Raw genomic sequence first — 17,847 nt, forward strand, 5'->3', positions numbered from 1 at the left:
GGCATTTAGTTGTCTTGAGCAAACTAACTTCCCGGCGCGTCAGGGGGGAGGCGCCGCCGCCGCTCCGCGCCGCCGCGGCGCGCGCGCCGTGCTCTCCCGGACCACGAGGTGCGGGGTGCGGCCCGAGGAGCGCACGGTGCGGCCCTCGACGAGGTCGAGCGTCATGCGGGCGGCCCGCCGTCCCTGCTCGCGCAAGTCCTGGGCGACGGTGGTCAGCGGCGGCCGGGCCCGGGCCGCCTCGGCGATGTCGTCGAAGCCCACCACCGAGAGCTGCTGCGGCACCGCGACGCCGGACTCCGCGGCCGCGCGCAGCACCCCGAGGGCGAGCACGTCGCTCACGGCGAAGACAGCGGTGGGCCGCGGTCGCGAGGCCAGCAGGGCCGCCGCCGCCGCGGCGCCCGCGTCGACCGAGTTGCTCGCGGCCAGCTCGACGGTCACCACCCCCGGGCCGCCGTCCGCCGCGGAGACGACGTCGGCGAACCCGGTCACGCGCTCGGCGAAGCCCTGCCGGGTGCGCACCACCCGCGCCGAGGGCTCGACCGGCATGTCCGGCGGCAGCCCGACGACGCCGATCCGCCGGTGGCCGAGGTCCACCAGGTGCTGCGCGGCGAGACCGGCCGCGCGCCGGTTGTCGATGCCGACGTACGGCGCCGGCGGGTGACGGGGGGAGCCGGACGCGACGTAGGGGAGGCGGCGGGAGCGGACGGCCGCCACCGCGGGGTCGTCGTCGTGGATCGAGCAGAGGATGAAGCCGTCCACGATCGCGTTGCGGACCAGCGCGCCGTCGTCGTCCGCGTCGGCCGGGACGAGCAGGAGGGCCTGGCCGGCGGCGGACATCTCGTCGGCCACGCCGAGCAGGAACGACACCAGGCCCGGGTCGGTGAAGGCGTAGGACAGGCTCTCGGTGAGGATCACGCCGATCGTGCCCGCGCGCCCGCGGCGCAGCGACCGGCCCGCGGGGTCGGGGCCGGCGTACCCGAGCTGCTCTGCGACGGCCAGCACCCGCTCGCGGGTCGCCGCGGAGAGCTGGTCGGGCCGGTTGTAGGCGTTGGACACGGTCATGCGCGAGACGCCGGCGGCGCGCGCGACGGTGTCGAGCGTCGGCCGCTCGGGCAGGCGGTCCTCGTCGGGCCCGCCCGCGCCCGCCGAGGGGCCGCCCGAGCCGGTGGCGGTCATGCCGACCCCCTCGATTGCTCAGCCTTCAACCATCTTGTATCGTTCCAGACTGTATCCATACAGAGGGTCGTCCGCCGACGAACCCGCCCCTCGCCGGAAGCCCGCCCGTGACCCTCCACACCGTCGCCCTCCTGCTCGCCTACCTCGGTTCCGCGATCGGCGTCGCCATGGTGGTGCCGCAGATCGTGCGCATCGTCCGTCACCCCAGCATGCCGGGCGTCTCGCCGTGGGCGTGGGCGATGACCGCCGTGGCGTGCTCGACGTGGCTGACCTACGGCGTCCGGACCGGGTCGCTGCCCCAGATCCCGGGCAACGTGCTGCTGATCAGCGGGGCCGTCACCATCGTGCTGCTCGTGCCCGCGGCCTGGCCGCGGCGCACGCGGGCGGTGGCCCTGCTCGCCGGCGTCACGACGGCGGTCGCCGTGTCCACCCACCTGCCGGCCGAGCTGGTGGGCTTCCTCGCCTTCGGCCTGGGGCTGGTCGGCATGTGGCCGCAGGTGATCGAGACCGTGTGGCTGCGCCGCGGCATGGGCCCCTCCGCGCTCTCGCTCACGTCGAACGCGCTCAAGGTCGGCTCCCAGCTGTGCTGGCTGAGCTTCGCCCTGCTCACCACGGACGTCCCTGTCGTCGTGAGCGCGCTCATGGCGCTCTCGACGAACGCCGTGGTGAGCCTCGTCGAGCTCAGCCGGCGGCGCACCGCCGCGCTCGGCGTGGCGCCGCGCGTGCTCGAGCCGGCCTGACCCGCCCGAACGCCGCCCCGGCGGACCGCGGTGTGCGGCACCATGCGGGCGTGGACGTCAGCGGCCAGGCCCCGTCGGAGGGCCTGGGGACCGTCGTCGTGGAGGCGACCACCCCCGGCCGGCTCGACGACGTGCGCACCCTCGTCCGGGCCTTCGTCTCCTGGCACCGGGAGCGGCACGTGGAGGACCGCGCGCTGGTCGACGCCTACTTCGACACCGGAGCGCTCGAGGCCGAGCTGGCCGGCCTCCCCGGTGCCTACGCGCGCCCCGAGGGCAGGCTTCTGCTGGCGCTGGTCGACGGCGGCGCCGCGGGGTGCGTGGCGCTCAAGTCGCTGGGCGAGCACGACTGCGAGATGAAGCGGATGTTCGTGCTCCCGCGGTTCCACGGCCTCGGTGTCGGCCGGGCCCTGGCCGAGCGCGTGGTCGACGAGGCGCGGGCAGCGGGCTACCGGAGCATGTGGCTCGACACCAGCGTGCGCCAGGTGGAGGCGCTCGGGCTCTACCGCAGCCTCGGCTTCGAGCCGGCCGAGCCGGCCCACGAGCTGCCCCCGGACCTCGCCGCCTGGCTGGTGTTCCTGCGCAAGGACCTCACGCGGGCGCCGAGCAGGTGACTGCCGCGCACGGCGTCGCGACGACCAGCGGTCCGCGTCCCCCCGCGCGACCTCGCTCGTGCCCCTGAACCGCTCGCCGGCCGGCCGGGGCCGGCGCGGGGGCCCCGACGACGACGTGGACCGCCCCCGAGGGAGCGGTCCACGTGGTGGGCGGCCGGGCCGCCTGGTGTACGAGTCGCCTAGAGAGGCGTGACGTTCTCCGCCTGCGGGCCCTTCTGGCCCTGCGTGATGTCGAACGTGACCTTCTGGTTCTCCTCGAGCGAGCGGTAGCCCGACGACGCGATGGCCGAGAAGTGCACGAACACGTCGGCGCTCCCGTCCTCCGGCGCGATGAAGCCGAAGCCCTTCTCGCTGTTGAACCACTTGACTGTGCCGTTGACCATGACTGTTCCTCTTCGGTAGCACCGATGCGGAGGCGTACGTCGCCTCTGCCGGTTGCCGCTCGGGTGCCCTCCATCGCGTGGGGATCAGCGAGAGAGCGACGACGCCGGGCGGAGTCGATCCGCGGGCGTCCGACGGACGTTCGAGGAGCAGCTGTGACAACCTGCATGGACGGTAGCACGGTTGCGGGTGCCCGCCGTCGACGACGACCACCACCGGACGCCGCCTCCCGGCCCGGGCGTGCCGGCGACGGCGCTCAGCGCCGGGCGACCCAGGCGCAGCTGTCCGGGGCGATCACGAGCCGGCCGGAGGCGTCGCGGGTCACCTCGCGCGTGGCGACGAGCACCTCGCCGTCGATGCCCACCGCGCGCGGCTCGGCGCCGGCGTTGAGCAGGGCCACGACCGGCCGGTCGCCGGGCCGCTCCATCGCGAGCACGTCGGGCGCCCCGCTGTCGACCCACACGAGCTCGCCGTCGCCGAGCGCCGGGCTCTCGCGGCGCACCCGCAGCGCCTGGCGGTAGAGCGCCAGCGTCGAGTGCGGGTCGGCCTCCTGCGCCGCCACGCTGAGGCCGGCCCAGTCGTCGGGCTGCGGCAGCCACGGCCGGCCGGTCGAGAACCCGTACGCCGGGTCGTCCGGCGTCCAGGGCAGGGGCACGCGGCAGCCGTCGCGGCCCTTGACGGCACCGGCGGTGCGGAAGAACGACGGGTCCTGGCGCGCGTCGTCGGGCAGGTCGAGCACCTCGGGGAGCCCGAGCTCCTCGCCCTGGTAGAGGTACGCCGAGCCGGGCAGCGCGAGCGAGAGCAGCGACAGCGCGAGGGCCCGGCGCCGCCCGGTCTCGAGGTCGTGCGTCTGGTCGTGGCGCACCGGGGCGAAGCGGGTCACCGGCCGCCACACGTCGTGGTTGGACAGCACCCAGGTGGGCGGCGCGCCCACCGCGGCGGAGGTGAGCAGCGAGGTGCCGACCACCTCCCGGATGCGCTCGGCGTCCCACCACACCTTGAGGAAGTGGAAGTTGAACGTGGTGTGCAGCTCGTCGGGGCGGGTGTATGCCGCCTGCCGCTCCACGCTGCGCACCCACGCCTCGCCGACGAACACCCGCGGCGGGTCGTAGGAGTCGGCCAGCCGGCGCCACGACCGCCAGACCTCGTGCACGCCGGGCTGGTCCCAGGCGGGCCCCTGCTCGTTGCCCGCCATCACCTGCGTGAGGTCGGGCTCGGGCCCGTCCGGGTAGCCCTCGGCCTTCACCAGCGAGTGGGCGACGTCGATGCGGAAGCCGTCGACCCCGAGGTCGAACCAGAACCGCAGGGTGGCGTCGTAGTCGGCGACGACCTCGGGGTTGGACCAGTTGACGTCGGGCTGCGAGGAGTCGAACAGGTGCAGGTACCACCAGCCGGGGTGGCCGGGCACCTGCGACCACGCCGGGCCGCCGAAGGCGCTCGGCCAGTTGTTCGGCGGCAGCTCGCCGTCGTCGCCGCGGCCGCGCAGCACGTGGAACCGGGCCCACTCCGGCGAGCCGGGCTCGGTCTGCAGCGCCTGGCGGAACCAGGGGTGGTCCCACGAGAAGTGGTTGGGCACGACGTCGACGAACACCCGCAGGCCCAGCTCGTGCGCGTCCTCGACGATGCCGCGCAGGTCCTCCACCGTGCCGAGGCGCGGGTCGACGTCGCGCGGGTCGGCGACGTCGTAGCCGCCGTCGAGCAGCGGCGAGGGGTAGAACGGCGAGAGCCAGATCGCGTCGACGCCGAGCTCGCGCAGGTAGGGCAGCCGCGACCGGATGCCCGGCAGGTCGCCGATGCCGTCGCCGTCGGAGTCCATGAACGACCGCGGGTAGATCTGGTAGACGACCGCGTCGCGCCACCAGTCGCGCACCTCGCGCGGCGGGACGCCGGCGTTCCCCTCGCGGACCGGGATGTCGGCGGTGGTCATCGGCGCTCCTGGACGTCGGCGATCGGGGCGGGGTCGGACTGCGCGGGGCCGGTCTGGGCGGGGCTCTCCGTGTTGACCATGGCGATGGCCGCCCCGACGAGGTAGCGCCACAGCTGCTGCTCCCACGCCGGGTCGAGGCCCTGCTCGGCCATCGTGGCATCGAGGGCGGCGCGCATGTGCGCGAGCCAGTGGTCGCGAGCCGTGTCGTCCACCGGGAACGGCGCGTGGCGCATGCGCAGGCGCGGGTGACCGCGCTCGTCGCCGTAGGTGGTGGGGCCGCCCCAGTACTGCGTGAGGAAGAGCCTCAGCCGGCGCTCGGCCGGGGCGAGGTCGTCGTCCGGGTACATCGGCCGCAGCACCGGGTCGTCGGCCACGCCCTCGTAGAAGCGGCGGACGAGCGCGTCGAAGAACGCGGCCCCGCCCATGGCGTCGTACGGCGTGGGGTCCTGCTCGGGCATGGCCGCCATTGTGCCCGTCGCCGCGAACGCGCCGGCCACGGGGCGTCGGCGGCGTCAGGCTCAGGAGGCCCGGCGCTGCACGGACGGCGACTCCGGCTCGGGTGCGGACTCGGCCCGGGCGCGGATGTTGCGCAGCATCGACCCGAAGATGATCCCGTGGAACGGCAGCATCGCCGTCCAGTACGCGTGCCCGGCCAGGCCGCGGGGGTGGAACAGCGCCCGCTGGGAGTACACGCACACCGGCCGTCCGCCGCTGGTGCCGGCGTCGGCGATGCGCAGCTCGAGCCAGGCCAGCCCGGGCATCCGGAACTCGCCGCGCAGCCGCAGCAGCTCGCCCGGCACCCGCTCCTCGACCCGCCAGAAGTCCAGCGGGTCGCCCACGCGCAGCCGGTCCGGGTCGCGCCGGCCGCGCGCCAGGCCGACGCCGCCGGAGAGGCGGTCGATCCAGCCGCGGACCTCCCAGGCCAGCGGGAACGAGTAGTAGCCGCGGTCGCCGCCGAGCCCCTCGACCACCTTCCAGAGCGCCTCCGGCTCGGCGTGCACCACCGCCTCGCGCGTGTCGGTGTAGAGCGAGCCGCCGGCCCACTGCGGGTCCGACGGCAGCGGGTCGCTCGGGGCGCCGGGCAGGCTCGAGCTCGACCACGCCGTGCTCACGTCCGCCTCGCGCACCTTGGCGAGGGCGAGCGTCACGGCCCGCTCGTAGGGCACGAGCCCCTGCGGCGGGTCCGGGATGTACTGCGCGATGTCGTGGTCGCGGCACACCGTGCGCATGGTCACGCTCTCCACGAGCGGCCTGGCGACCGCCCTCGGCACCGGGGTGATGAACGCGACCCAGAACGTCGAGAGCCGCGGGGTGCCGAGCGGCATGCGCAGCACGAGCCTGCGCCGCAGCCGGGCGGCGCGCGCGTAGCCGTGCATCATGCCCTCGTAGGTCATGACGTCGGGGCCGCCGATCTCGAACACGCGGTGCAGGCCGGCGGGCAGTTCCGCGCAGCGCACGAGGTAGTAGAGGACATCGCGCACGGCGATGGGCTGCGTCGCGGTGCGCACCCACGCCGGCGTCACCATCACGGGCAGCCGCTCGGTGAGATAGCGCACCATCTCGAAGCTGGCCGACCCGCTTCCGATGATCACCGCGGCGCGCAGCTCGACCGTGGGCACCGCGCCGGCCTGGAGGATGCGGCTGACCTCGCTGCGGCTGCGCACGTGCTCGCTGAGCTCGTCGGGGGGAACGTCCGGCTGCAGCGCGCCGAGGTAGACGATGCGCCCGACGCCGGCCTCGGCCGCCGCCGAGGCGAACAGCCGCGCGATGCGCACCTCGAGCTCGTGGAATCCGTCGCCCGCCTGGAGCGAGTGCATGAGGTAGTACGCGACGTCGACCCCGGCGAGGGCGCGGCGCACGACGTCGGGGTCGGACGCGTCGCCCTCGACGACCTCGACGTCGTCCAGCCACGGCCGGTCGGCGAGCCGCTCGGCGTGACGGGCGAGCACGCGCACCTCGTGCCCCGCACGCAGGAGCTCGGGCACGAGCCGACCGCCGATGTACCCGGTCGCACCGGTCACGAGGCAGCGCACCCGCACAGTCTCCTGTCGTTCGCCCCGGCCCGCCTGCCGGGGCCGGTTCAGATGCGCGGGCCGGACGGACCGCTGCCGGGGGCGCCCGGCGGGGTGCCGGGCAGGTTCTGCCGCACGAGGACGGGCACGCGCACGCCGGCCTCGTCGAAGGCGAGCTTGAGCCGCTCGCGCAGCGCGCGGGCCGCGGACAGCTGCTGGTCCGGTGCCGCCTTGGCGGTCACGCGGATGAACACCGCGTCGCCGCTCACGCTCTCGACGCCGGCGAAGGCCGGGGTGCCGAACAGGATCGTGTCGTAGGCGGGATCGGCGTCCATCGCCGCCCCGACCTGCTCGACGATGCGGCGGACCCGGTCGAGGTCCTCGTTGTAGGCGATCGGGACGTCGACGATGGCCAGGGTCCAGCCCTGGGACCGGTTGCCGACGCGCAGCACCTCGCCGTTGCGGACGTACCAGACGACGCCGCTGAGGTCGCGCAGCCGCGTGACCCGCAGCGTCACCTCCTCGACGACGCCGGTCGCCGGGCCGAGGTCGACGAAGTCGCCCACGCCGAACTGGTCCTCCAGCACGAGGAAGATGCCCGAGAGGAAGTCCTTCACCATGGTCTGGGCGCCGAAGCCGAGCGCCACGCCGAGCACCCCGGCGCTGGCCAGGATCGGCGTGAGGTCGACGCCGAGCTCCGTGAGCAGCATGAGCACGGCGAGGCTGGCGATGGTGAACGTCGTGATGCTGCGCAGCAGCTGCCCGAGCGCCTCGGCCCGCTGCTCGCGGCGGGCCGACATCAGCACGTCGGTGAGCTCGGCCGTGTGCTCGGCGCTGCGGATCTGGCCGGGCCGCTCCTGCTTGAGCTTCTGCTTCGCGTTGTCGGTCACCCGGCGGATCAGGCGGATGAGCAGCCACCAGATGAGCACGGAGACGGCGATGGTGAGCACCACGGCGACGCCGTAGACGGTCACGTTGGCCAGCGCGGTCTGCCACCAGGTGGGCTCGGCCGCACCGGCCAGGACGAGCGTGTGCACCACGGCCGGAGACTACCCGGCGTCCAGGCCGGTCCAGCGCGCCGTGAAGGCGAGCATGTCCGCGGCCTCGTCGATCGCCCGGTCGCGCGAGCGGGTGCCGTGCCCCACGTCGGCCTGCTGCATGATGAGCACCGGCCGGGTGGAGGACGTGGCGTGCTGGACGGCCGCGCACATCTTGCGCCCGTGCATCGGGTCGGTCCGGGTGTCGTTGTCGAAGACCATGAACAGCGTCGCCGGGTACGCCGTGTCCTCCCGCACGTGGTGGTACGGCGAGTAGCCCAGCAGCCAGCCCAGCTCCTCCGGGTCCGCCGGGTCGCCGTACTCGACGGTCCAGGTGCGGCCGAGCTCCGAGGTGACGTACCGGACCATGTCCAGCAGCGGGGCGGCGCACACCACGGTGCCGTAGAGCTCCGGGCGCTGGGTGAGCGCGGCGCCGACGAGCAGGCCGCCGTTGCTGCCCCCGTTGATCGCCAGCTGCTCCGGCGTGGTCCACCCGCCCGCCACGAGCCACTCCGCCGCGGCGTGGAAGTCGTCGAACACGTTCTGCTTGTGGGCGAGCATGCCGGCGCGGTGCCAGTCCTCGCCCTCCTCCCCGCCGCCGCGCAGGCAGGCCACGGCGTAGACGCCGCCCGCCTCGACCCAGGCGAGCGCGGTGGCGGAGTAGCCCGGGGCCATCGAGATCCCGAAGCCGCCGTACCCGTAGAGGATCGTGGGCCTGGGCCGGTCGGGCTCCTCGGCCGGCGACAGCACGAACATGCGCACCGTGGTGCCGTCGGCGGAGGTGAACGCCACCTGCCTGGCCGAGATGCGCGGCACCTCCACCGTGCCGGGCGGCGAGGCGTACAGCGTCACCTCGCCGGTGCGGGCGTCGTAGGCGTAGACGTGGGGCTGCGTGGTGTGGTCGGTGTGCACGAACCACACCACCGGGCCGCCGTCCGGGCGCTCCACCAGCCCGCCCAGCGTCCCGACGCTCGGCAGGGGCACGGTCGCGCGCAGCTCGCCGGTCGCGAGGTCGTGCACCGTCAGCTCGCCCACGGCGTGGCGGGTGCGGGCGACGAGCATAAGCGGCGCGTCCAGATCATCGCCGTCGGCGATGGCGAGGTCCTCGATCACCGCCTCGTCGTCCTCCGGCACGAGGTCGACCCAGTGCTCGGCGGTCGGGGTGGTGGGGTCCACGACGGCGATCCGGCCGCGCGGCGCGTCGCGGTCGGTGCCGACGTAGGCCAGCCCGTCGCGGCCGATGTGGAACGAGACGTTGGCGTCGACGTCGACCTGCACCTCGACCAGCTGCGGCGCCTCGGCGGGCGAGGTCGTGAGGTCGGCGAGCCACAGGTCGTTGCGCGGCTCCGTGCCCTCCTGCCCGGTGACCTGCAGCCAGCGCCCGTCCACGCTCACGCTGACGCCGAAGTAGCTCGTGACGGCGCGGCCGGCGCCGAAGATCTCGACGTCGTCGGCCGGGTCGGTGCCCAGCCGGTGCAGGTACACGCGGCGGTGGAACTGCCGCTCGTCCGCGGGCAGCAGCTCGGGGGCGAGCCGGCGCACGTAGTAGTAGGCCTCGCCGCCCGGCAGCCAGGCCACGGGGGAGTAGCGGGTGCGGTCGATCGGCCCGTCCACGACCTCCCCGGTCGCGACGTCCATGACGCGCAGCACGGACTCCTCCGTGCCGCCCTCCGAGAGCTGGTAGGCGAGCAGGTCGCCCTCCTTGCTCGGCTGCCAGTGGTCCAGGGTGGTCAGGCCGTTGGGGTCCAGCTCCATGGGGTCGAGGAGCACCCGCTCGGAGCCGTCCGGGTCGACGGTCCACAGCACCGCGAACTGCTGGTCGCCCTCGCGGCGCATGAAGAAGGTGCGGTCGCGGCGGAAGTAGGGCGGCGAGACCACGCCGGCGCCGGTGAGCGCCGTGAGCCGCTCGCGGAACCGCTCGCGCGAGGTCCAGCCGGCCCGCTCCTCCTCCAGCAGCTCGCGCTGCGCCGCCGCCCAGGCCCGGGTGCGCTCGTCGTCGGGGTCCTCGAGGTAGCGGTAGGGGTCCGGCACGCTCACGCCGGCGTAGTCGTCGGCCAGGTCGAGCCGGGGGGCGTCGGGGTAGGTCGGCACGGCGACACCCTAGGCGGGCGAGGACGCCGTCCCGGACCGCCGGGGGCCGGTGCCCGGCCACCCGGGCTCCTGACAGCGGTTACATCGGGCGGACGCGAGGGTGGTCACGCCCCCCGGTTGCCGCCAAGATGACCCGGTGAGCAGTGATCTCGCCGCGCTCGCGGCGGCGTACGGCGTCGCGACCGAGTTCTGGGACCAGGCCGGTGCCCACCAGGTCGTCGGCGAGGAGACGGTGGTCGCCGTGCTGGCCGCGCTCGGCGTGGACGCGACGACGCCGGCATCCATCGCCGCGGCCCTGGCCGAGCGCCGGATGCGCGACTGGCGCAGGACACTTCCGCCGGTGTTCGTGGCGCGGCAGGGCGACCCCGCGCAGTGCTGGGTGCACCTGCCGCACGGGGACGCCGCCCGCCTGCACGTCGAGCTCGAGGATGGCGGCACCCGCTCCGACGTGGTGCAGGTCGACCGCTGGGTGGAGCCGGTCGAGGTCGACGGCCGGCTCGTGGGCGAGGCCACCTTCGCGCTGCCCACCGACCTGCCGACCGGCTGGCACCGCTTGCACGCCGAGCTCGCCGCGGACGACGGCAGCACCTCGCGTGCCGAGACCGTGCTCGTGGTCACCCCGCGCGGGCTCGAGCTGCCGGAGGCGCTGCGGTCCCACCGCGGGTGGGGCTTCGCGGCCCAACTTTACTCGGTGCGGTCGAGCCGGTCGTGGGGGCTCGGCGACGTCGCCGACCTCGCCGACCTGTGCTCGTGGACGGGGCGCGAGCTCGGCGCCGACTTCCTCCTCGTCAACCCGCTGCACGCGGCCTCGCCCGTCCCCCCGATGGCCCCTTCGCCCTACCTGCCGGTCACGCGCCGCTTCGCCAACCCTGTCTACCTGCGGGTCGAGGACGTGCCCGAGTACGCCTACCTGCCCGAGCCCGGCCGCGAACGGGTGGCCGAGCTCGCGGCGACGGTGCGCCCGGCCGACACCACGGCCGACCTCCTCGAGCGCGACCCGGTGTGGGCGGCCAAGAGGGCGGCGCTCGAGCTGGTCCGTCTCGTGCCGCGCACGCCGGGCCGACAGGCCGCCTACGACGCCTTCGTGCGGCGCGAGGGCCAGGGCCTGGCGGACTTCGCCCTGTGGTGCGCCCTCGGGGACGAGCACGGCGAGCCGGCCGCGTGGCCGGAGGAGCTGGCCGACGCGCACGGGCCGGCGGCGGAGAAGGCGCGGGTCGAGCTGGCCGACCGCGTGGAGTTCCACCAGTGGCTCCAGTGGGTCCTCGACGAGCAGCTCGCCGCCGCGCAGGAGACGGCCCGCGAGTCCGGCATGGCGATCGGCGTCATGCACGACCTCGCCGTCGGCGTGCACCCCGAGGGCGCCGACGCGTGGGCGTTGCGCGACGTGCTGGCCGCCGACGTCGCGGTCGGGGCGCCGCCGGACATGTACAACCAGATCGGCCAGGACTGGTCCCAGCCGCCGTGGCGGCCCGACGCGCTGGCCGAGCAGGCGTTCATCCCCTACCGCGACATGCTGCGGACCGTGCTGCGGCACGCGGGCGGCATCCGCATCGACCACGTCCTGGGGCTGTTCCGGCTGTGGTGGATCCCGCGCGGCATGCGCGCGGACAAAGGCACCTACGTGCGCTACGACCACGACGCCCTGGTGGGCATCCTCGCGCTCGAGGCGCAGCGCGCCGGGGCAGTGGTCATCGGCGAGGACCTCGGCACCGTGGAGGCGTGGGTGCAGGAGTTCCTGCGCGACCGCGGCATCCTCGGCACGTCGATCCTCTGGTTCGAGGCCGACCACGACGGCGGCCCGCTGCCCCCGGAGCGCTGGCGCGAGCTCACTCTCGCGAGCGTCACGACGCACGACCTGCCGCCCACCGCCGGCTTCCTCGACGGCGAGCACGTGCGCCTCCGCCACGAGCTCGGGCTGCTCGCGACCACCTACGACGAGGAGCTGACCGACCACAAGCGCGACCTCGCGCGGTGGATGGACGCGCTGCGCGGCGCCGGTCTGCTGCGCGAGGGCGCGAGCACGGATGACGTCGTCGAGGCGCTGCACCGCTACCTCGCGATGACCCCGTCGCGGCTGCTGGGCGTGTCGCTCGCGGACGCGGTGGGCGACCGCCGGGCGCAGAACCAGCCGGGCACCGACCAGGAGTACCCCAACTGGCGCGTGCCGCTCACCGACGCCACCGGCAAGCCCGTGCTCCTCGACGACCTGCCGACGATCCCGCTCCTGCGCCGGCTCGTCTCGGCCGTCTCCGGCTGAGAGTTCGCGCGGTGCCGCCCGCCTGCGCGGACCGGCGCCGGGGCCGCGCCGTAGGATCGCGGACATGCGACCACGCGCGAGCACCCGAGCCCTGACCGTCACCGGCGTCGCAGCCCTCGTCACGCTGGCGCTCGCGGGGCCCGCGTCGGCCGCCGACTCCTCGAACACCGCCTCGGACGGCGCGATGTCGGCGGGGCAGGCGGTGCTGGTCTTCGGCGGGATCCCCCTGCTCGTGATCGCGCTCATCTACCTGCTGGTCTCCGCGCCGTCGTGGACGCGGTCGGGACGCACCGACTCCGGCGACGCGTGGAGCGGCACGCCGGTGGTCATGGGCGGCGAGGGCGAGGCCGACCGCGCGGCCATCGCGTCGGCCGGCCGGGAGACCGACGCCGAGTCCGACGAGACCGGGGGCACCAGTGCCACCTGGTGAGGCGCTCTCCGCCGCGCAGCGGGCCCGCCTCCAGCAGTCCATCGTCGCGACCGAGGCCGCGACCGGCCTGCGGATCCGCCTGCACCTCGGCCCGCTGGCCGACGGCCGGGCCGGCGCCGAGGCGCTGCTCGTCGCCGAGGGGACGGCGGCGGCCGACACCGTGGTGGTGGCCGTCGACCCCGGTGCGCGCGCGCTCGAGATCGTCACCGGCACCCGGGCCGCGTCCCAGCTCAGCGACCGCTCGTGCGGCCTGGCCGCGCTCGCCATGACGTCGTCGTTCACCGCGGGCGACCTGGTGGGCGGCCTGGTCAACGGTCTCCAGGTGATCGCCGACCACGGCCGTCGTCAGCGCGTGCTGCACCTCGACCGGGCCTGACCGGCCTGGCGGCCCGCCCGCGGCGCGCAGTCGCGGGCGGAACTCTCAGGAGTCCAGCGCCTGGCAGCGCAGGGCACGCTCCACGCCGTCGCGCCCCTCGCGCACGAGGCGGCGCGCCCCCGGGGGCACGTCGTCGCGGGCCAGGAAGCGGTCGGTGAGCTCGAGCGTCGCGGGCTCCACCAGGAAGGCCGGGTAGAGCCCGAGCACGATCGTCTGCGCCGTCTCGTTGGTCCGGGTCTCCCACACGCGCGGCACGGCGTCGAAGTACCGGTCCACGAAGCCGCGCAGGAGCTCGCGGTGGTCGGACTGGCTGAACCCGGCGACGGTGGCGAGCAGCATCGCGTTGGGCAGCTCGTCGCTGTCGACGGCGGCGGCGAACGCCTCCTCCTTGGCCTCCCGGGTCGGGACGGCGGCGCGGGCCGTGGCGGCCTGGCGCCGGCCGGTCGCGGTGTCGTCGCGCACCAGCTCGGTCTCGATCTCCTCGGGGTCGGCCGCGCCGAGCGCGACGAGCCGCTGGAGCAGGGTCCAGCGCAGGTCGGTGTCGACCGACAGCCCCACGGGAGCGTCGCCGGACAGCCACCCGCGGACGACGGCGGCGTGCTCCGGGGTCCGCGCGGCGGCGGCGTACGCCCGGGCGAAGCTGAGCTGGAGGTCGCTGCCGGGGTCGGCGCCGGCCAGCAGGCCCAGGGCGGCGGCGGCCCAGCGGTCGCGGTAGCCCTCGCGCCTGCCGACGCCGGAGTAGACCTCGATGGCGGTGCGCACCTGGGCGAGCAGCGTGGTGACGACGTTGATGTCGGACTCGGTGGGCAGTCCCGACTCCACCAGCGACAGGAAGTCGCCGAGCGGCATCTCGGCGTCGCGCACCATGTCCCAGCAGGCCGCCCAGATCAGCGCCCGGGCGAGCGAGTCCTGCAGCGTCGCCATGGACTCCACCGCGGTGCGGCGCGAGCGCTCGTCGAGCCGGATCTTGGCGAAGGTGAGGTCGTCGTCGTTGAGGAGCAGCAGGTCCGGCTGGGCGACGCCGACGAGCTCGGGCACCTCGGTGCGCGCCCCCACGACGTCCACCTCGATGCGCCGGCCACGCCGGAGCGACCCGTCGACGACGTCGTAGAGGCCGATGGCGATGCGGTGCGGGCGCAGGATCGGCGCGATCCCCTCGGGCGAGGACGGCGGCTCCTGCACGATCGTGACGCCGGAGTAGGTGCCGTCGGCGCCGAGCTCGACCTCGGCCCGCAGCGTCGTGACGCCGGCGGTCTCCAGCCACGAGCCGGACCACGTCGACAGGTCGCGCCCGCTGGAGCGCTCGAGCTCGCCGAGCAGGTCGGAGAGCTGGGTGTTCCCCCAGGCGTGCGTGGCGAAGTAGGCGTTGAGGCCGTCGAGGAACTCCTTCTCGCCCACCCAGGCGACGAGCTGGCGGATGGCCGCCGCGCCCTGCGCGTACGTGATGCCGTCGAAGTTCACCTCCACCGCCTCGAGGTCGACCATGTCGGCGGCGATCGGGTGGGTGGAGGACAGCTGCGCCTGGCGGTAGGTCCAGCCCTTGCGCACGATGAGGAACGTGGTCCAGGCGTCGCGGTAGCGGGTGGCGGAGACGTTGGCGTGGTGCGAGGCCCACTCGGCGAACGACTCGTTGAGCCACAGGTCGTCCCACCACGTCATGGTGACGAGGTCGCCGAACCACATGTGCGCGAGCTCGTGCAGCACGGTGTTGGCCCGCTGCTCGTAGGAGTAGTCGGTCACGCGGCTGCGGAAGACGTAGTCCTCGAGGATGGTCACGCACGCGGCGTTCTCCATCGCGCCGGCGTTGAACTCCGGGACGAACAGCTGGTCGTACTTGCCGAACGGGTACGCCGTGCCGAACGCCGACTCGAAGAACTCGAATCCCTGCTTGGTGACCGTGAGCACCTCGTCCGCGTCGAGGTGCTCGGCGAGGCTCTGCCGGCAGAACACGCCGAGCGGGTAGGTGCCGTGCGGGCCGGCGTACTCGTCGCGCACCACGTGGTAGGGACCGGCGACGAGCGCCGTGACGTACGTCGAGAGCCGCGGGGTGGGGTCGAAGCGCCACACCGCCATCGCGGCGTCGTCCGGCTCGGGCTGCGGCGTGGCCGCGTTGGAGACCACCTGCCAGTCGTCGGGCGCGGTCACCGTGAGCGCGAACTCGGCCTTGAGGTCGGGCTGGTCGAAGCAGGCGTAGACGCGGCGGGCGTCGGCGACCTCGAACTGCGAGTAGAGGTACACGCACTTGTCGACCGGGTCGACGAAGCGGTGCAGGCCCTCGCCGGTGCGCATGTAGGCGCAGTCGGCCTCGACCACGAGCACGTTGTCGGCCGCGAGGCCGGGCAGCGGGAGGCGGGTGCCGGTGAACGTCGTGACGTCGAGGTCCGTGCCGTTGAGCACCGCGCGGCGCACACCCGGCGCGACGAGGTCGATCCAGGTGCTTGACCCCGGGGTCGCGGTGAACCGCGCCGTGGTGGTGCTCGGGAAGGTGGCCGAGTCCTCGGCGGACGCGCGGGTGAGGTCGATCTCGACCTCGTAGCGGGTCACCCGGACGTTCGCCGAGCGCTCGCGCGCCTCGGCACGCGTGATGTTGGTGTCGGGCACCGGTCGGGCTCCTTCGTCGTGGGGCGCGCGGCCGGGATCCTCCGGATGACGCGCTGGTCCGCCCGCGGTCGACCGCCGGGCCCGGACATCCTCGCACGGGGCGGCGGATCCGCCGCTGCTGTTGGGGCGGGGGCGGACGGCGGTCCGCCATCGGGAGGAGGAGGTCGCCGGGGGCGTCGTCCGGCCGGACCCGGGCCTGGCACGATGCGCGCATGCGCGTACACCTCGCCGCCGACCACGCCGGGTTCGAGCTCAAGGCAGCCCTCGCCGACCACCTGCGCTCGCAGGGCCACGAGGTCGTCGACCACGGCGCCGACACCTACGACGCCGCCGACGACTACCCGGCGTTCTGCATCGCCGCGGCGCGGGCGGTCGCCGACGACCCGGGCAGCCTCGGACTCGTCATCGGCGGGTCGGGCAACGGCGAGCAGATCGCGGCGAACAAGGTGGTCGGGGTCCGCGCCGCGCTGGCCTGGTCGGTGGAGACCGCCACGCTGGCGCGCGAGCACAACGACGCCAACGTGGCGGGCCTCGGGGCGCGCATGCACGACCGGCAGACGGCGCTCGACATCGTGGACGCGTTCGTCGGCACGCCCTTCAGCCAGGACCCCCGGCACGTCCGGCGGATCGCGCAGGTGTCGGCCTACGAGACCACCGGGTCGGTCTGACCGGCGCGGTGCGGCGCCCGGCGGGGGAGCGCCTCAGCGCTCGACCTGGCGGGCCCGTCGCACCGTGACCGACCTGCCGGCCGCGGCGAGCGCCGCCGGGGCGGGGCGCGAGACGTCGCGGGCGCGCATCGCGCCCTCGACGCCCACGCGCGAGGGACCGCGGTCGGCGAGCCGGTCGAGCGCGCGGTCGTCGACGTGCTCGTCGTCGCGACGCGGGTCGGAGGGCCGGGGCACGCGACGACGGTACGCCTGCGGCCGCACGGACCGAAGGAGGAGGAGGGCGAGGTGCCCGAGGGACACAGCATCCACCGGCTCGCGCGCGGCCTCGCGCGCGACTTCGGCGGGCGCCCGGTGCGCGCGAGCAGCCCCCAGGGCCGGTTCTCCGACGGCGCGGCCAGGATCGACGGCCATGTCCTCGAGCGCGCCGAGGCCTGGGGCAAGCACCTGTTCCTGCACCTCGGCACCCGCGACGTCGTGCACGTCCACCTCGGGCTCTACGGCACCTTCCTGACCGCGCCCCTGCCGGCGCCGGCCCCGCAGGGCGCGCTGCGCCTGCGGCTCGAGGGCGACACGAGCTACGCCGACCTGCGTGGCCCCACCGCCTGCGAGGTGCTCGAGCCGGCGGGACGTCGTGCCGTGCTGGCCCGGCTCGGGCCGGACCCCTTGCGCCGCGACGTCGGGCCCGAGCCCATGCGGCGGCGCGTGACGTCCAGCCGGGCGCCTGTCGCGACGCTGCTCATGGACCAGTCCGTCGTGGCCGGCGTGGGCAACATCTACCGGGCCGAGCTGCTCTTCCGGCACCGGGTCTCGCCGTTCCGCGAGGGCCGCGAAGTCGCACCGGACGTCCTCGACGCGATGTGGGAGGACCTGCGGGTGCTCATGCGCGACGGCGTGCGCCGCGGGCGGATCGTCACCGTCACCCGTGCCGACGTCGCGCGCCTGGCCGCCCTCGACGCCGACCGGCCGCCCGCGGACGACCCGGAGCTCGACGGCGGCGACGACACGCTGGCGATGCGCCGCCGGCGCCGGGAGACGGGCACGTACGTCTATCGGCGCGAGGGCCGGGCCTGCGTGCGCTGCTCGACCCCCGTGGCGGCCCGCGAGCTCAGCGGCCGTCGCCTGTTCTGGTGCCCCGGCTGCCAGGTCTGAGCCGCCTCGGCAGCAGGCGGGCGAGCCATCCGGCAGCACGTACTACGGACACCGTGTCGTCGACCACGCGGATCCCGTGGTCGGGTGAGTAGCGCGGGCAGACCGTCGGCCCGCAGGCCCCGCAGTCACGTCCGGGGCGGTAGTGCTCGTGCATCTCCTCGGGGTGTCCGCAGCGGCACAGCGCGACGACGGTGATCATGCCGCCACCTGGGGGATCCTGTGACTCTCCGTGATCAGTCGGCGACCGAGAATGTCGCGCTGAGTATCAGATATGAAGGGGGAATCAGTCGTTTGGTGGAAACCTCGCGGACACTCACTGCCGCTACGATTACTCACCGTGCGCATGGTGCTGGGGGTTCGCCGGGCAGGCGACAGGCACCGCATGGCCCTG

Annotated in this window: 15 protein-coding genes; 6 read left to right on the forward strand and 9 right to left on the reverse strand. The window is 74.7% G+C overall.

Annotation, left to right across the window (positions count from 1 at the left end):
* Nucleotides 1–39: 39 nt before the first annotated feature.
* Complete coding sequence (locus tag GC157_00250) at nt 40–1,176, reverse strand: substrate-binding domain-containing protein (protein ID MBI1375904.1); 1,137 nt, start codon at nt 1,174–1,176, stop codon at nt 40–42.
* Nucleotides 1,177–1,283: 107 nt separating this feature from the next.
* On the opposite strand from GC157_00250, the gene GC157_00255 reads away from it, so the two are divergent.
* The gene (locus GC157_00255) at nt 1,284–1,916 is read left to right on the forward strand and encodes a hypothetical protein (GenBank protein ID MBI1375905.1); all 633 of its coding nucleotides are present in this window, start codon (nt 1,284–1,286) and stop codon (nt 1,914–1,916) included.
* Nucleotides 1,917–2,706: 790 nt separating this feature from the next.
* On the opposite strand, the gene GC157_00260 is transcribed toward GC157_00255, so the two are convergent.
* The 6 genes from GC157_00260 to GC157_00285 all read right to left on the reverse strand — a co-directional run bounded on the left by GC157_00260 (nt 2,707) and on the right by GC157_00285 (nt 9,975).
* A complete protein-coding gene (locus GC157_00260; protein MBI1375906.1) occupies nt 2,707–2,910 on the reverse strand; it encodes a cold-shock protein in 204 nt (67 codons plus the stop codon).
* Nucleotides 2,911–3,164: 254 nt separating this feature from the next.
* Nucleotides 3,165–4,835 (reverse strand): DUF3459 domain-containing protein, encoded by a 1,671-nt coding sequence (locus GC157_00265; protein MBI1375907.1) that lies wholly within the window; start codon nt 4,833–4,835, stop codon nt 3,165–3,167.
* A complete protein-coding gene (locus tag GC157_00270) occupies nt 4,832–5,302 on the reverse strand; it encodes a globin (protein MBI1375908.1) in 471 nt (156 codons plus the stop codon). The genes GC157_00265 and GC157_00270 overlap by 4 nt, the downstream gene beginning before the upstream one ends.
* 51 nt (nt 5,303–5,353) lie before the next feature.
* Nucleotides 5,354–6,874, reverse strand: coding sequence for a DUF2867 domain-containing protein (locus tag GC157_00275; protein MBI1375909.1), 1,521 nt, complete (start codon nt 6,872–6,874; stop codon nt 5,354–5,356).
* Between the two features lie 41 nt (nt 6,875–6,915).
* Nucleotides 6,916–7,830: a mechanosensitive ion channel gene (locus tag GC157_00280; protein MBI1375910.1), complete on the reverse strand. Its 915-nt coding sequence runs from the start codon at nt 7,828–7,830 to the stop codon at nt 6,916–6,918.
* A 66-nt stretch (nt 7,831–7,896) separates the two neighbouring features.
* Nucleotides 7,897–9,975, reverse strand: coding sequence for a prolyl oligopeptidase family serine peptidase (locus GC157_00285; protein MBI1375911.1), 2,079 nt, complete (start codon nt 9,973–9,975; stop codon nt 7,897–7,899).
* Between the two features lie 136 nt (nt 9,976–10,111).
* Between GC157_00285 and malQ the strand changes: the two genes are divergently transcribed.
* The 3 genes from malQ (at nt 10,112) to GC157_00300 (ending at nt 13,038) form a co-directional block, all read left to right on the forward strand.
* Nucleotides 10,112–12,232, forward strand: a complete 2,121-nt coding sequence (gene malQ / locus GC157_00290) for a 4-alpha-glucanotransferase (protein MBI1375912.1) — start codon at nt 10,112–10,114, stop codon at nt 12,230–12,232.
* 64 nt (nt 12,233–12,296) lie between these two features.
* Nucleotides 12,297–12,662, forward strand: a complete 366-nt coding sequence (locus GC157_00295; GenBank protein ID MBI1375913.1) for a hypothetical protein — start codon at nt 12,297–12,299, stop codon at nt 12,660–12,662.
* A complete protein-coding gene (locus tag GC157_00300) occupies nt 12,649–13,038 on the forward strand; it encodes a DUF5130 family protein (protein MBI1375914.1) in 390 nt (129 codons plus the stop codon). Before GC157_00295 ends, GC157_00300 begins: the two co-directional genes overlap by 14 nt.
* A 45-nt stretch (nt 13,039–13,083) precedes the next feature.
* On the opposite strand, the gene pepN is transcribed toward GC157_00300, so the two are convergent.
* Nucleotides 13,084–15,639 (reverse strand): aminopeptidase N, encoded by a 2,556-nt coding sequence (gene pepN, locus GC157_00305; protein ID MBI1375915.1) that lies wholly within the window; start codon nt 15,637–15,639, stop codon nt 13,084–13,086.
* A gap of 212 nt (nt 15,640–15,851) precedes the next feature.
* Between pepN and GC157_00310 the strand changes: the two genes are divergently transcribed.
* Nucleotides 15,852–16,307 (forward strand): ribose-5-phosphate isomerase, encoded by a 456-nt coding sequence (locus tag GC157_00310; GenBank protein ID MBI1375916.1) that lies wholly within the window; start codon nt 15,852–15,854, stop codon nt 16,305–16,307.
* 33 nt (nt 16,308–16,340) lie between these two features.
* Here the strand turns inward: GC157_00310 and GC157_00315 are convergent, their stop codons facing one another.
* On the reverse strand, nt 16,341–16,541 hold the full coding sequence (locus GC157_00315) for a hypothetical protein (protein MBI1375917.1): 201 nt from the start codon (nt 16,539–16,541) through the stop codon (nt 16,341–16,343).
* A gap of 51 nt (nt 16,542–16,592) precedes the next feature.
* On the opposite strand from GC157_00315, the gene GC157_00320 reads away from it, so the two are divergent.
* Nucleotides 16,593–17,456 carry an Fpg/Nei family DNA glycosylase gene (locus GC157_00320; GenBank protein ID MBI1375918.1) on the forward strand — a complete coding sequence of 288 codons (864 nt, stop codon included), beginning with the start codon at nt 16,593–16,595 and terminating at the stop codon, nt 17,454–17,456.
* The last annotated feature ends 391 nt before the right edge of the window (nt 17,457–17,847 follow it).

The organism is Frankiales bacterium (genome assembly GCA_016125335.1).
Lineage (GTDB): Bacteria > Actinomycetota > Actinomycetes > S36-B12 > CAIYMF01 > Longivirga.